This window comes from Paenibacillus sp. 2TAB19 (assembly GCF_052115185.1).
Classification (GTDB): domain Bacteria; phylum Bacillota; class Bacilli; order Paenibacillales; family Paenibacillaceae; genus Pristimantibacillus.
Map to the genome: position 1 here is coordinate 1 of NZ_JBFRGE010000116.1, position 13,773 is coordinate 13,773.

General features: G+C 50.1%; 17 protein-coding genes and 1 pseudogene. 16 read left to right on the plus strand and 2 right to left on the minus strand.

Annotated features, from left to right (window positions below; all coding sequences use genetic code 11):
• Positions 1 to 448: sigma-70 family RNA polymerase sigma factor (locus AB4Z33_RS28550; RefSeq protein ID WP_442053157.1), on the plus strand; the 448-nt coding region annotated here is incomplete at its 5' end.
• A gap of 714 nt (positions 449 to 1,162) precedes the next feature.
• Positions 1,163 to 1,339 (plus strand): DALR anticodon-binding domain-containing protein, encoded by a 177-nt coding sequence (locus AB4Z33_RS28555; RefSeq protein WP_442053173.1) that lies wholly within the window; start codon positions 1,163 to 1,165, stop codon positions 1,337 to 1,339.
• A gap of 18 nt (positions 1,340 to 1,357) precedes the next feature.
• Here the strand turns inward: AB4Z33_RS28555 and AB4Z33_RS28560 are convergent, their stop codons facing one another.
• Entirely contained in the window at positions 1,358 to 1,912 is a 555-nt protein-coding gene (locus AB4Z33_RS28560; RefSeq protein ID WP_442053158.1) for a hypothetical protein, read from the minus strand.
• Positions 1,913 to 1,987: 75 nt separating this feature from the next.
• Between AB4Z33_RS28560 and AB4Z33_RS28565 the strand changes: the two genes are divergently transcribed.
• Positions 1,988 to 3,457: a sensor histidine kinase gene (locus AB4Z33_RS28565; RefSeq protein ID WP_442053159.1), complete on the plus strand. Its 1,470-nt coding sequence runs from the start codon at positions 1,988 to 1,990 to the stop codon at positions 3,455 to 3,457.
• 14 nt (positions 3,458 to 3,471) lie between these two features.
• Here AB4Z33_RS28565 and AB4Z33_RS28570 read toward each other — a convergent pair whose 3' ends face one another.
• Positions 3,472 to 4,059 carry a response regulator gene (locus AB4Z33_RS28570; protein ID WP_442053160.1) on the minus strand — a complete coding sequence of 196 codons (588 nt, stop codon included), beginning with the start codon at positions 4,057 to 4,059 and terminating at the stop codon, positions 3,472 to 3,474.
• 205 nt (positions 4,060 to 4,264) lie between these two features.
• Here AB4Z33_RS28570 and AB4Z33_RS28575 point away from each other — a divergent pair, with 205 nt between their 5' ends.
• The 13 genes and pseudogenes from AB4Z33_RS28575 to AB4Z33_RS28635 all read left to right on the plus strand — a co-directional run.
• The gene (locus AB4Z33_RS28575; RefSeq protein ID WP_442053161.1) at positions 4,265 to 4,771 is read left to right on the plus strand and encodes a hypothetical protein; all 507 of its coding nucleotides are present in this window, start codon (positions 4,265 to 4,267) and stop codon (positions 4,769 to 4,771) included.
• The gene (locus AB4Z33_RS28580) at positions 4,771 to 5,829 is read left to right on the plus strand and encodes a phage tail sheath subtilisin-like domain-containing protein (RefSeq protein WP_442053162.1); all 1,059 of its coding nucleotides are present in this window, start codon (positions 4,771 to 4,773) and stop codon (positions 5,827 to 5,829) included. Before AB4Z33_RS28575 ends, AB4Z33_RS28580 begins: the two co-directional genes overlap by 1 nt.
• 39 nt (positions 5,830 to 5,868) lie before the next feature.
• Complete coding sequence (locus AB4Z33_RS28585; protein WP_442053163.1) at positions 5,869 to 6,303, plus strand: phage tail tube protein; 435 nt, start codon at positions 5,869 to 5,871, stop codon at positions 6,301 to 6,303.
• 82 nt (positions 6,304 to 6,385) lie between these two features.
• A complete protein-coding gene (locus AB4Z33_RS28590; protein WP_442053164.1) occupies positions 6,386 to 6,784 on the plus strand; it encodes a phage tail assembly chaperone in 399 nt (132 codons plus the stop codon).
• Between the two features lie 23 nt (positions 6,785 to 6,807).
• Positions 6,808 to 6,972 carry a hypothetical protein gene (locus tag AB4Z33_RS28595; RefSeq protein WP_442053165.1) on the plus strand — a complete coding sequence of 55 codons (165 nt, stop codon included), beginning with the start codon at positions 6,808 to 6,810 and terminating at the stop codon, positions 6,970 to 6,972.
• 30 nt (positions 6,973 to 7,002) lie between these two features.
• Positions 7,003 to 8,952: a phage tail tape measure protein gene (locus tag AB4Z33_RS28600; RefSeq protein WP_442053166.1), complete on the plus strand. Its 1,950-nt coding sequence runs from the start codon at positions 7,003 to 7,005 to the stop codon at positions 8,950 to 8,952.
• The gene (locus tag AB4Z33_RS28605; protein ID WP_442053167.1) at positions 8,952 to 9,611 is read left to right on the plus strand and encodes a LysM peptidoglycan-binding domain-containing protein; all 660 of its coding nucleotides are present in this window, start codon (positions 8,952 to 8,954) and stop codon (positions 9,609 to 9,611) included. Before AB4Z33_RS28600 ends, AB4Z33_RS28605 begins: the two co-directional genes overlap by 1 nt.
• A complete protein-coding gene (locus AB4Z33_RS28610) occupies positions 9,608 to 10,621 on the plus strand; it encodes an XkdQ/YqbQ family protein (protein ID WP_442053168.1) in 1,014 nt (337 codons plus the stop codon). The genes AB4Z33_RS28605 and AB4Z33_RS28610 overlap by 4 nt, the downstream gene beginning before the upstream one ends.
• Position 10,622: 1 nt before the next feature.
• Entirely contained in the window at positions 10,623 to 11,075 is a 453-nt protein-coding gene (locus tag AB4Z33_RS28615; RefSeq protein ID WP_442053169.1) for a DUF2577 family protein, read from the plus strand.
• A complete protein-coding gene (locus AB4Z33_RS28620; protein WP_442053170.1) occupies positions 11,075 to 11,488 on the plus strand; it encodes a DUF2634 domain-containing protein in 414 nt (137 codons plus the stop codon). The genes AB4Z33_RS28615 and AB4Z33_RS28620 overlap by 1 nt, the downstream gene beginning before the upstream one ends.
• Position 11,489: 1 nt before the next feature.
• A complete protein-coding gene (locus AB4Z33_RS28625; RefSeq protein WP_442053171.1) occupies positions 11,490 to 12,551 on the plus strand; it encodes a baseplate J/gp47 family protein in 1,062 nt (353 codons plus the stop codon).
• Entirely contained in the window at positions 12,541 to 13,128 is a 588-nt protein-coding gene (locus AB4Z33_RS28630; protein ID WP_442053172.1) for a putative phage tail protein, read from the plus strand. Before AB4Z33_RS28625 ends, AB4Z33_RS28630 begins: the two co-directional genes overlap by 11 nt.
• Positions 13,118 to 13,773: pseudogene (locus AB4Z33_RS28635) on the plus strand (hypothetical protein); the annotation flags it as partial. The gene AB4Z33_RS28630 and the pseudogene AB4Z33_RS28635, both read left to right, overlap by 11 nt.

Genomic DNA, 13,773 nt, shown 5'->3' on the forward strand with positions numbered 1-13,773 from the left:
GTGTCTCATCAAGGCGATCGAKAGCTTCCAGACCGGCAAAGGCACGAAGCTGGCGACGTTCGCGGCACGTTGTATCGAGAACGAAATACTTATGCACTTAAGGTCGCTTAAGAAGACGCGCAAGGACGTGTCGCTCCACGATCCGATCGGTACGGACAAGGAAGGCAACGAAATTACGCTCATCAACATCCTCGGCACGGAAGCCGACGATGTAGCGGATAAAGTGCAATTGAAGATCGAGAAATCAAAAATATACAAAAACCTGGACATATTGGATGAGCGGGAGAAAGAGGTCGTGATCGGCCGCTTCGGCCTCATCCATGGCGGCGACGAGCGAACGCAGCGGGAAATCGCGAAGGAGCTGGGTATCAGCCGCAGCTATGTGTCGCGGATTGAGAAGCGGGCGTTGATGAAGCTTTATCATGAGTTTTATAAGGCGAAGAAGTAGTATTTAATAAATGGGAATGCTCTAAGGAAGCCAGCACAATGCGAATGTGCCGAGCTTCCTTTTTCGTTATGCAGTTTCACTTCTTCATAAAGCTTCTTAACACCCCAATTAATGATTTGGATTTCAGAATGAACGAATTCCTTAATAAATCCCTGATTAGAAATTTTAAAAAAAGTAGTCCTATAGAACTATTTCTCGGGATATTAACTTCGAGCCCTTTRTCTGACAGTATTAGACCTCTAGTACTGTTATAATTTAGAAATATAGACCATCTTGTCATATCTCCATATAATATATAGTTATATACAGGAAAATAGTAATCCATTAATAGTAATCTTGTATTAGGATTATAGTTCCATATATTTTTAGTGGAATAGGCGAGATGAGTATTGCCTTAGATGGTTCTAGGTCTGAATTCATGTTTTCGAAGGCTATGGGGAGAGAGGTACACCTGGCTACCTTCGCAGCCCGTTGTACCTTTCCCCGTCTGGAAGCTCTCGATGGCTTTAATCAATCCGATTTTGTCCACCGCGCCTTTGCTTTTATGGCTCTTCATATCCGCAATACTTGTGCAAACGACACACTGGAATACTCTCGATCAAGAAATTCTTTTGCAGGGATTATCATACTATTATGAAAGCCGCATTACATGCGATTTTTGTTGTTGATTGAAGGAATACATATAATACGGGGGATTAAAATGCGCCAAGCATAATTTGCCACTATGTGCATGAACTGGCGACGCTGTTCAACAATTTTTATGCGACGTGTCCGATTCTGAAAGCCGAAGACGGACCGCAGCAGCTGCGCCTCTGGCTGACCTTGAAGTTTAAGGAAACGCTAGACGATGCGCTGTCCGTCATCGGGCTGCCCTCTCCTTCCCGGATGTAGCCGCGCAGCAGCATGCGGTTATTCATCCTTGCAGCAATTAAGAAGCAGTAGGAGCAGCTCATCCAGCTTCGCGGGATCGAGGATATACTGAATCGGAACTACCGCTTGCCAAGGCAGCACGATAAGGCCGCTGGCTGGAATCGGCTCGTAGATAAGTCGGATTTTTAATACATGGTCAGCGGCAATCTTCCCCGATAATTGGTCATAAATGATACGGAGCTTATCGTTTGTGAACGAATGCTCAACAGCAGCTTGTCCGGTATGACTGCCCCACCAAGTACGAAATGCGTTGACACTGGCAATATGAATGGCATCGCCGTCAGGAGCATGATGAAACAGCTGGCGGAATGAATCCAGTATGCCGCCATGGTCCATTCGACCATCTGCTAGCCGACGTACCCAATCGTTCCATAGCTCCAGCCATACGGTCTTGAAGTTTGCAACATCGATGAGTTTCCATGTATAGATCAAATAATTGAGAGAGTACGGGGCATCGGTGCATATTATGAACGGATTGCCGTTGGGCGAACGCATGCCGTTGTCACCTTCTTTCTGAGGAATAAGACGTTCCAAAGTAAAGGAATAACGGTTGGGCTCAGGGAATAGATAAGAGGGAGCAGGTAATCCAAGCTTAAAGGGGTCAGAATAGTGAAGTTTCTGTATATCTTGATGTTTCTCTCCATGTGGTCGCTGGGGATATTTTTCTTATTCCGTCGCACGACCTCGAACTTTTGGATCGCGCAAACCTTTCTTGTAGGAGGGATGGCCAGCTACACGTTCAGCATGCATTTGACCATAATGCCTTATTTCGTAGATGCTGCTTGGCTGCCTGAGCTGTTAAGCCGATTGCTCTATTTATCTACTGTGGTCGCTATGAACTTGTACTTCTATGTATTGCCTTATGTATTCTGCATGAGCGGACTATTGCTGAATGAGAAAATATCGCTTGCATGGAAACGGGGATGGACCATTCTATTGTTCGTTGGGATGGCTGTGTTGTTTGGCGATCATTTGATTAACGAGCCGTGGAACACATTCGAGCTTCATTTATTCCGGTTATGGGACGGTTTGTTTGTCGCTTTCGGCTGTGTGTTCTATATGCTTGCTTATGTGCGTGAGCGCAAGGGTGCGCGCGGCAATAGCCAGAGAAGGACATTAGTTCTTCCTGTCGTGATGCTCTGGGCTTATGTATCCGATTACATGGGAATGGATTATTTGCAATTGGGCTGGTGGACATTCGAGCTGCGCAGCAATGGGGTGTGGCATGCGAATGTAGTCATCATATTTGCTTTGTTTGCCGCAATGCTGTTTTTCTCCATCCGTTACGGCATATTCGGCCTCAAGCTGCGAATTGAACGGGAACGGCTTGATTACTCTATCCGAACGCTGACGATGGGAGTTACGATACTGAACCATTCGATTAAGAATGAGATCCAGAAAGTCGATTATTTGGCGGAGAAAAGCGTACAGCTTCTGGTTTCAGGCAAACAGGAGCATGCTGTGCAAACGATTAGCCAGATTCATGGCTTAACCTCGCATTTGCTCCATATGGTGAATCGTATTAAAGAAAAAGCGGAAGATATTGAACTGGATGTAAGCACGCTGGAAATAAGAGAGCTGATTGAAGCAGTAACAGCTTCTTCTCGTCCGCTAACAGAGAGCAGAGCGGTTCGACTAACGACTTCGTATGAAACGTATGGAAAGCTTATTGGCGATGAGGTGCATCTAAAGGAAACGCTGTCGAATCTGATTCGCAATGCGCTGGACTCCATATCGGGCGAGGGCGGAGAAATCAGACTGCACACCTCGTATGCGAGGCGGGAGCTGCGGATTGACGTGATCGACAATGGCGCAGGAATTACGCCTGAGGATTTGTCCCGAATTTTCGAGCCCTTCTACACGACGAAAAAAAACGCCTTGAATTACGGTTTAGGGTTATCCTATTGCCGCGGCGTTATGGCTAAGCATGGAGGCAAGCTTACGGTCGCTGCCAGCGAGCTGGGGAAGGGAACGACATTCCGGCTGCATTTTCCACGCCATAAATTTAAACCGTCAGAACGTATTCAAGTTGCTGAGCTTAATGAACTCAAAGAATCGAATCATGAGCAGACAGCTTGATACAAGTTGCACTACTAATCCATTTTGAAATTGGTTAGCTTATTCTTAATGCTGCGCAATTGCGATTTAATCGTGTTGGTTGACTTGTGCAGCCGTTCCGAAATTTCACGCTTGCTGAGCCCATTCTGACGGAGATCGAAAACTTCACGCTCCGTTGACGACAGCTTCATAAGCTGAACCTCATTGCGCATGGCACGGGCAGCGTCAGGATGAATGGAAGCCCGGCCGCAGGTAGCCTCGCGAATGGCCAGCAATATATCCTGATAGCTGGATTTGTTAATATAATTCATTGCGCCAAGCCGGAAGGAACGCAAGATGACTTCAGACTCGGTGATTGAGGTTAGCATTATGACGATGGCAGACCTTGTGCGTTCATCACGCAAAATTTGCTCTGCCGCATCCAGACCGTCAAGATTGTTGCCGGTGAGATTGATATCCATCAGGATGACATCCGGCAATTCTTGAATGGCAAGCGCTACAGCCTCTTCTTTGGTTGCTGCAACTCCGACCATTTGAATGTCTGGCTCGACGGCGAGGTCCATCCCTATATGGCTCCGCCAGAACGGATCATCATCCACCAGCATGACACGGATTGACTCCATACAATTCCTCCGAATCTATCATCAATAAGACTGGTTTTATTATAACAAATAGATATGCGGCGCGAAAAGGATGAACTGTTTTCACCCCCCGGGTGAAGAAAGTTCATCCTTTTCGCTGTTTGCCGCTAAGCCTATAATCCGAAATGTCAACTGATCAAATGTTAGAAGCGAGGGATCAAATGTTCAATGGGTGCCCAACAAGCAAATGAACAATGGTTCAGACGGATGGCAGGTGAGTGCAAGGATGTTTGTATCTGGGGAAATCGTAAGGCTAGCGGAGCTGTTACTTGAAATTTTTCCAGCCGCAACGGTTCATCGCTATCAGGAGCCGGAAGCGCCGGCGAGCGGACAGTTTACTGTAAGCTTCAAGCAAGAAACGCGGCGCAATGAAACGAGAAGCTACACGGCAATAGAACGGCAGTTCGAGATGATCACGTATGCGGAGACTGCGGAAACCGTAGTGTTATGGATGGAAGCAGTCAGCAGGTATGTGATGAACGAGCGCCCAAGAGCCGTTAGCGGCGAGCCTGTATGGAATGAACGTGTAGAGTCGATCAGCTTGAATGCTCCGATTAAACTCGAAAGCGGGTTGCGGGCATGCAGCGCCGTACTAACGGTGCGCTCGCGCGAGCCGATTGTGTTCGAGCAGCAGGAGAAGATGGAGAAGGTTGAAATGCGTACAACAATTCGATTGAAGGGTGGCATGAATTAATGGGAGGTACATGGGATCCAATCAGCCTGCCGGTGCGTCCGGGGCTGTACATCAATTTCGTAGAAGCTGCGGCGGCACAAATAAAAGGCGGCGCAAGAGGGGTAGTGGCATTGCCGTTATTCGAGTATGAGGGTACGGCGATTGCAGGACAGTTTTATACGGTTGAAAAGGAGATTGAGGCCATTCAGCTGTTTGGCGCAGATGCAGTCGAGCCAATCTCGCTGGTGCTGCAAGGCGGAGCGAAGGAGGTACTGGTGTATACCGTACCGGCGATTGCCGGCGATACCGTATCTGCTGCGGAATATGCTGGCATTCGCGACGCTTTCAGCACGAGACAATTTAACGTATTTGTTTATCCGGAGCTGCTGTCGGCGGATGAACGTTCGGCTGCGCAGCTTTGGTGCAAGGACAGCCGCGAGGACGAGGGCAAGCATTTCATCACTGTATTTGGCGGAAGCCTAACGGATGATTCGTCGATTGACACCGGCAATCAGCGCAGCGTTGATCTGGCCGACGATTATGTCGTGAATTTGGTTACGGGTGCTGTCATCAATGGAGGAACGTACAGCTCCGCAAGTTATGCGCCGTATATTGCCGGCTTGATCGCGGGGACAGCGATCAATAAGTCGATTACCTACAGCCCGGTTCGGGCGAATGACGTGAATAAACGATTGAAGAACAGCGAGATCAACCGCTCGCTTCAGCAAGGCTCGCTTGTGCTTGTGCATGACGGCGAGAAGGTAAAGGTAGAGCAAGGGCTGGTTACCAGCGGCCGCAAAATCCGCGCAATCCGCGCCCGTCAAGCGATTGCGACCGATATTCCGAAAGCGGCTGCCGAGTCCTATATCGGCAAGCTGGACAATAATGCAGACGGTCAAGCGGCGCTGATCGCAGCAGTGAAGGCTTATCTTGAGCGGCTTGAGCTGAACAATGTGCTGACTGACATTGCGGTTACGCTTGATCCGGAACGGAAGTCCGAAGGCGATACCGTGTACTTGCTGATTGGCTTCACCGAGATCGACAGCATGGAGCGGATTCTGTTAACGATTAGAGTTTAACGGAGATTCGATTTTAACTAAATTTAGGAGGGATTTGTTGTGCTGGATTCAACTCGCGTCATTAACGGTACTTACGGCTACGTCTATTACGACGGCAGATGGCTGACAAATGTGAAATCGGCGGAAGCGAATGTGGAAATTACGAAGGAAGAAATCAAGCGTGCCGGAACGCGCTGGACGGCGCATAAGGTGACCGGACTCAGCGGCTCGGGAACGATTACCGGCTATAAGGTGACGTCCGAATTCGTCGAGCTCATCGGGCAAATTGCCGATGACAGCAAAGGCAYGTTTACGACAGAGTTGATTCTGAAGCTGGAAGATCCGGAATCGTATGGCGCATACCGCGTTCGTCTGAAGGGAGTAACCTTCGACAAGGTGCCGCTGATGCATTTTGAGGTCGGATCGATTGTGGAAGAGGAGCTGCCATTTAATTTCACAGGCTACGAGCTGATGGATAAATTGACGGCGGAATAGAAATTATGCCTATTGCTGGCGCCGGAGTGGAGCCATTCCGGCGCAGTATATAAATCAATTAAGTAGAAGGAGCTGACTATTAATGATTACTACAGACAATAGACAAGGTGTAGTATTGCAGGCGTTGCTTGGAGCGGACAGCAAGCCGAAGAAGGATGTGCCGATGAAGCGTCTTGATGTGGAATTTCAAATTCAGGCGCTTGACGGGAAAACGATTAACCGCATTCAGGAGCAATGCACGCATTATATCGGGAAAGGCCAGAAGCGGGAGAAGGTGCTCGACGAGGAGCAGTTCGGTGCGTTAGTCATTCAGAAAGCATGCTTGATTCCAGATTGGTCGGCAAGAGAGCTGACTGATAAATACGGCACACCAACAGAAGCGATTCTTGGCATTCTGCTGGCCGGCGAAATCGCCAAGCTGTCTGCGGAAATACTTGAGATCAGCGGCTTCAACAACGATGAGGATGAAATAAAAAACTGATCAAAGCGGGCGGCGAGGCTTTTTTGCTGCATCTTATTTTTCAGCGCCATCATATTCCTCCAGACGCGATGTTCAACAAGGATGAGAATGTGAAGCGTTTCATGTACGCTTCGATGATGCTGCAGCTGGAGGAGGAAGAGAAGGCGCGCAAAGAGGAGCAGCGGGCTGCCCGCAGGATGAAGCCGTGAAGCTGCGGCTTGGAACGGAGGTGAGCAGGTATGAGTTCACTCTCGATAGGCGGGAATCAGAAAAATATGAGCAAATCAGAGCTTAAGTATTTGGCTAGTTTAACTAGCGGGCTTAAAGATTTGCATAAGGTCATGAAGAAAAGCCAAATATCCGGTGGTTTCACTAGCATAACGAAGCAGTTGGGGGCGCTTTCCGCCAGTAAATCGACGGGAAGTGAGCTGCTAAGCAAAAATTACAATCCGCTAGAGAAAGCAGCACAAAAGCATTTGATTGATGAACGCAAGCATCGCGTGATGCGCGATCCGGTTGGAGGAATCGCAAGCGCTGCCCAGCAGATGGCATCAGGCGATATTAGCGCCAGACTAAGCCAGAAATGGACGGGAGCAAAGCTGAAAACGGCAGCCGTAGCCTCTTACGCTTCCAAAAGGCTTACAAAGCTGCAAACATCTCGGGATAAGGCCGGCATTATGCCGTATCATCAGATGTCCGATGAAGAGAAGGATCGGACGATATCGATGATTGGCGCTGCCGGAAGCGTGTTTGGCTCGCTGAAGGATCAATCACTGGAAGCGGCCAAAACGTTCAGCACAGCGGTGGAAACACTGCGCGCCGCTTCGATGGCTCCGCCAGCGGAAATGGGAGCGATGATCAAGCAGCTGCGCGAGCTCGGGGGAACAACACCGCAATCCTTGAATGAGATCGCAGCCGTGATGGGGAATTTGCGAGGCAATGCGCAGCTTACTGGCGATAAATTGCGCGTGATGACCAAAACGGTACTTGATGCTTCCCGGTTAAGCGGCTCGAACAGCGCTCAAGCGGCGGATTCCGTTGCGAAGGTGATGGCCGCTTGGGATATTAAGCCGGAGGCCAGTACGGAATGGATGGATAAGTTTTTTGCCGCGAGCCGGGCGAGCGGCTCGAACATGGGCGATTTGATGAAAAGCATGGGGCTGCTAGGAACGCCAATGAAGCAAATGGGACTCAGCTTCGAACAGTCGATGGAGCTGATGTCRAAATGGCAGAATGAAGGCTTGAACCCGCTGCAGGAAGCGATGAAGAAGGACTTTTACGGCGAGGGCTTTGCTGCGATTGCCGCCAAGATTAGATCGGCTAAAACCGAAACGGATGCCCTATCCATTGCTTCGATGTACTTTGGCGAACGAGTAAGCGCCGATATGGTAATGGCGCTTGGGGGTAACTCCATTGATTTCAGCGGTGTGATGGGAGCGATGGCTCAGTCGAACGGCGCAATTAGCCAGCAAGCTGCCAGCGTGCAGACGTTTGGCGATAAGTGGACGATGCTGCAGAATCGAATAACAACGGCTCTAGCGCCTATTGGTGAGCTGTTGCTTCCGGTTGGCAATGCGATTGCCTGGTTAGCCGAGATGCTGACAGCAAATTCGGAAATTGCAATAGGTGCTCTAGGTGCAGTTGTAGCTTTTCTCATGATTGCATACGGGCCGGCTATGGTCGCTACAGCGATCGCAACCTTAGCTGCCTTCTGGCCCATTATTCTGATAGCCGCTATCATCGGCGCAGCAATCGCTGGCGTGACGTATCTAGTCAAGAAGCACATTGATACGATTATGGGCGTTATCAACACGGTAACGGAGAAGCTGTCAGGATTGTTCAGTCTGTTTGACGACGACAAGAAGGCGCAGCTTGATGCCAATGTAAGTCAAACGGTGACAACGCAAGGGACATATAGCGGGCCAACGATTTCAAGCGCTGGCGGCCCTCCCACAAGCAAATATCACGGCATGGATTACGTGCCGTATGACGGGATGATGGCCCGGCTGCACAAAGGCGAGCGGATAATGACCGCCAGCGAGAATAGACAGTTTTCCCAAGGGGGCAGCGGAGGCGGATCGATATCGATTACGGGCAATACATTTAATGTCCGCCATGAATCGGATATCGACGCGATTGCAAGAGCGTTAGCCCGCGAAATTAAGTCGGCGGGAGGGCTGATGGCGTAATGGCGGAGCTGCAATTTTGGCTGAAAACGGCGGATGAGAAGGAGTGGCTGCAGCTGCCGGTTAATCCGGAGCAGGTATCGGTAAAAAGCTCCTATGGCTACGAGGATGTTCAGGTCACGCAGCTTGGCGAGTATACGATTATTGGCGAGCCTTCCTTAAAGGAATATTCTTTTGGCTCTTTTTTCCCGCGAGACTATCACCCCGGCTATTGTGAATATGAGAATCTGCCTCCCCCGTGGGAAGCCGTGGAGCGAATCGAGCTATGGATGGCGACTCGCAAGCCAATTCGTCTCGATATTACCGGAACCGCGATTAAAGGGCTGACAACCATTCGCTCCTTCCAGTACAGCGAGCGCGCCGGCAATCCCGGCGATGTGTATTATGAGCTGGAGCTGAAGGCGTATAAGTCCGTGGAATTTCGCGAGGTGGATACATCAGGCTCCGGCAAAGCGATGGTGATCGCGGAGGAGAAGCGTCCAGAGCTGCGAACGCCGCCAGCCTCGTATATTGTCGTTCCGGGCGATACATTATGGAAAATCGCTCAGCGCACTTTAGGCAACGGCGACAGATGGCGCGAGGTTTACACAGCGAATCAAGCCGCAATCGGCAAAGATCCGAACCGGCTTATTCCCGGTCAAAAGCTGGTGATCCCGGCATGAGCTGGAGCGTGATCTACAAGGACGCCAAGCAAGAGGCGCATCTGGATCATATCGTGAAATCCGTGAGCTGGAGCGGCGATGTTATGCAGGCAGCCCGTAAGCTGACGGTGCAGGTCTCCAATACTAGCGATCTGCGCAAGCCGTTGATTGCATTCCAGAAAGGCGCCGAGCTGCGGCTGGTTGAGGATGGGAAAAAGGAGCTATTTCGCGGTGTGCTATTCGCCGATTCCATGGACTCCGGCGGTCAAATGACGTTGACGGCGTACGACGAGAACATTTATTTGACCAAAAACAAGGATACAAAAATTTTTCGCGGGCAAACGGCCGCTGCGATTATCAAGAAGCTGTGTAATGAATTTTCTATACCGCTTGGTGAGGTGCACGACACGAAGTTCGTTATTCCGAAGCTGGTATTTCGCGACAAAACGCTATTTGAAATGATGGTGACAGCGCTGACGGAATCAGAGAAACAGAATGGCGAGCGGTTTTTTCTTTCTTCAAAGGAAGGAAAGCTGCAATTACTGGCCCGCAAGCAGCAGAAAAAGAAGTGGGTGCTGGAGAATGGCGTCAATTTGTTGACGGCGAGCTACAGTCAGTCGATTGAAGAGACGCGCACGCAAGTGAAGATAGCAGGCGGCGACGAGAAGAAAAAAGAGCTTTCGGCTGTTGCCAAGGACGGCGAGGTTATTAAGCTGTATGGTGTGATGCAGCATTTGGAGAAGCCGRGACAGAATATGACGAAATCGCAAATGGAGCAGCGTGCCAAGCAGCTGTTGAAGGATTTGGCGATGATCAAGGACGAAGCGAGAATCGAGTGCTTAGGCATCCCGGATGTAATCGCCGGCTCCTGCATTTATGTGAAGGAAGAGCTGACGGGAATTGTCGGCGGCTATTATGTATCTGCCGACGAGCACCGCTATGAGAAGAGCAGCCACACGATGTCGCTGACGCTATCGGCAACCGACGATCTGCCGAAGATGGAATACAAGGAACAGAAGGGGGCGCAATAGCATGGAGCGCATTGAAGGCTCGGGAGCAAGCCAGCTCGTTCAGTTGATCCGCGCTATCGGTCATAATACCGATATTACGTTCGAGCTGGCGACGGTGACTGCCGACGCTCCGGAGCTGAAGATTAAAGTGGATCATATGAATATCGAGCTGGAGAAGGATGATTTGATTGTTGCGAAATCGCTGACGAAGCATATACGCAGTGTGACGCTGACGAGCAAGGATAAGGGTAAGATTTCATCGACCAGTGTAAGTATGAACTACAATATGGTTCTTGCTAATGCATCTGTAACAACGTTTGATTTTAATTCCTTCGGTCTTGATACCGCCGAGTTCAAGGTCGAGACAGCGGAACTGGAATTTCTCGACGAACTGAAGAAGGGTGAACGAGTTATCGTTACAGGTATCAATCAGGGCCAAACCTACATTATTTTGGATCGGGCGGTGATGTATTAATGGCATTATCTCCGCTGCAGAGTCGGGAGGAACGGTATGAAGCCGTTGCTCCGAAAGCTAGTCCGTCCCGCACTTATCTTCTTAATTTCGATACAGGCGAAGTGGAGGAACGGTTGATCGACGGGGTGGATGCACTGCGTCAGTCGATTCGCAAGTCAATCGAAACGGCTCGTTATCGCTATATGATTTACAACGGCCAATACGGATGTGAGCTGAATGACCTGCTTGGGCAGGACATATCCCAGCAGCTGCTGAAGAGCGAAATCAAACGTGTTATATCGGAGGCGTTGCTGGCTGATGACCGAATTCGATCCGTCGGGCAATTCCAGATTGAACGAGTCGGCGATAAGCTGTTCGCATCGTTTGCAGTCACAACATCCGAGGGCGTAATGGAGCAGGAGGTGAGCATTTAACATGTTCGAGCAAGAAACGAAGAAAGCCATTCTGGATCGGATGCTGGCAGCCTCGCCGGACAGTCTGGACAGACGACAGGGGTCGGTTACCTTTGACCTGTTGTCGCCAGTAGCTATTGAACTGGCGCAAGCCTATATTCAGCTGGATAATGTGCTGCGGTTTGGTTTTGCCGGTTCTCAGCAGCCTTCCGTTTTTTTGGATATGAGAGCTGCTGAGGTTGGCGTATTCCGGCTGGAAAGCGTAAAGGCGGCAGGGATTGTCGTATTCAACGGCAATGAGAATGTGTCGATCCCCGTAGGCACAGCGGTTTCAACCGATGAGGAAACCCCGATTACGTTCATAACGGCTGAGCCGGGAATTATTCAGCAAGGCAAAGCGGCTGTGAAAGCTTATGCGGCCAATGGGGGAGCAGCCGGGAATATTGCTGCCGGGCGGATTAAGCTGATGCTTGGCTCGTTGTCGGGAGTTGTGGCGGTTACGAACCCGGAACCGTTCGATAACGGGACGGATACCGAAAGCGACGAATCGCTGCTTAACCGGTATTACGACCGGGTACGGCGTCCAGCCACAAGCGGCAACGAATGGCATTACCGCCAGTGGGCGCTAGAGGTAGCTGGCGTTGGCGATGTGAAAGTATTTCCCGTTTGGGCCGGCAATGGCACAGTGAAGCTAACGATACTTTCGAAAGATAAGAAAGCTCCTGATGGCGACATTATTAAACGTGTCTCCGATGCTGTTGATGCGCGGCGTCCGGTTGGTGCTTCTGTAACGGTCTGGCCGGCTAAGGAAGTTCCTCTTCGGGTTTCGGCTGCGCTTAAGCTAGCCCCGGGAGCTGAAATGGACAAAATTTCCGCCTTGTTTCAGCTTCAACTCACGGAGTATTTAGCGGAGCTTGCTTTCCGTCATGATATTGTTCCTTATAACCGGATATTCGGCTTGCTGCTTGATATCAAAGAGATTGCGGACTTTAGCGATTTGCGTATTAATGGGGTTAACGGCAATTTATCGCTGGAGGCAGATGAGGTTGCTATAGCTGGGGCGGTGAATTTCGTTGTCTCGTAATATTTTGGCTGACATGTTGGATTATTTGCCTAATTACTATTCCGAGTCAGCGCTTGTTGATAATTTGACCAGCCGTGAAGCAGAGGAATTGCAAATTCTTCATACCCGCATGCAAGACGTGTTGAGGCAGTTCTTTGTCGGAACTGCAACATGGGGATTATCGAAATGGGAAGAGCTTTGCGGCATTCCGACGGACAAAGATAAGCCATTCGAACAGCGGCGTTCGGTTATACTGACGAAGCTTCGCGGTGCTGGTACGATTACGCTGGCCACGATTAAAGAGGTGGTTGACTCCTTCGAGAACGGCGTTATTCAACTGGAGGAAAACTTCTCTAAATATGAGGTTATTATTACGTTTATCGGCACGCGAGGTCTGCCGCCGAATTTGGGTGATGTCGAGCATGCGTTGCGCGAAGTTGTACCGGCGCATTTGCAGATCAGCTTCCGGTTCACTTATTTGGTCTGGGAGGAGCTGGACTTGGCAGGTCTATCCTGGGCAGAGCTGGAGGGTTTGAATATGACATGGGAGCAGCTTGAGGTTTGGAAACCAATTGAAAGGGAAGAGTATGATGCCTAACAAATTGCCGACAAATCTGCACACCTTTGAGGCTAACGATACAGTCAGTCGCGCTGCGCAGAATGAAAATATCAAAGTGATTGATGCGCTGTTTCACCCGTCAAGCGGACATCGGCATAGCGGAGAACCGGGTGATGCGCCGCCAATAGGGAGTGGGGGCTTAGCAACTGGAGCTGTAATAGCTGCCAAAATAGCAAGCGGAGCAGTTACATCGGAAAAGCTTGCAGCGGCATCTGTAACGAGCGACAAGCTTGCTGCATTCGCGGTTATGAATAGCAATTTGGGACTCGGTGCTGTATCCGCGGATAAGCTTGCTGAAGCTTCCGTTACAGGGAGCAGAATTGCCCCGGCTTCAGTTAATGCCGGGCATATTGTCGATGGCGCAGTAACGGAGAATAAGCTTGCTCCGGCTTCAATCACAAGCAGCAAGCTGACCAATGGCGCGATTACGGCGGATAAAGTAGCCGAAAATGCGATTACGAGCGTGAAAGTTGCGGACAATGCCGTTACAGCTAACAAGCTGGCGAGCAACAGTGTTGATCGCAGACATCTGCGGGGAGGCGGACTAGGCTCCAATATTGCGAAATTCAAACCGGTTAGCCTGACCGGAGGCAATCTTACCGGCAGTCCTACGGTGCATTATGC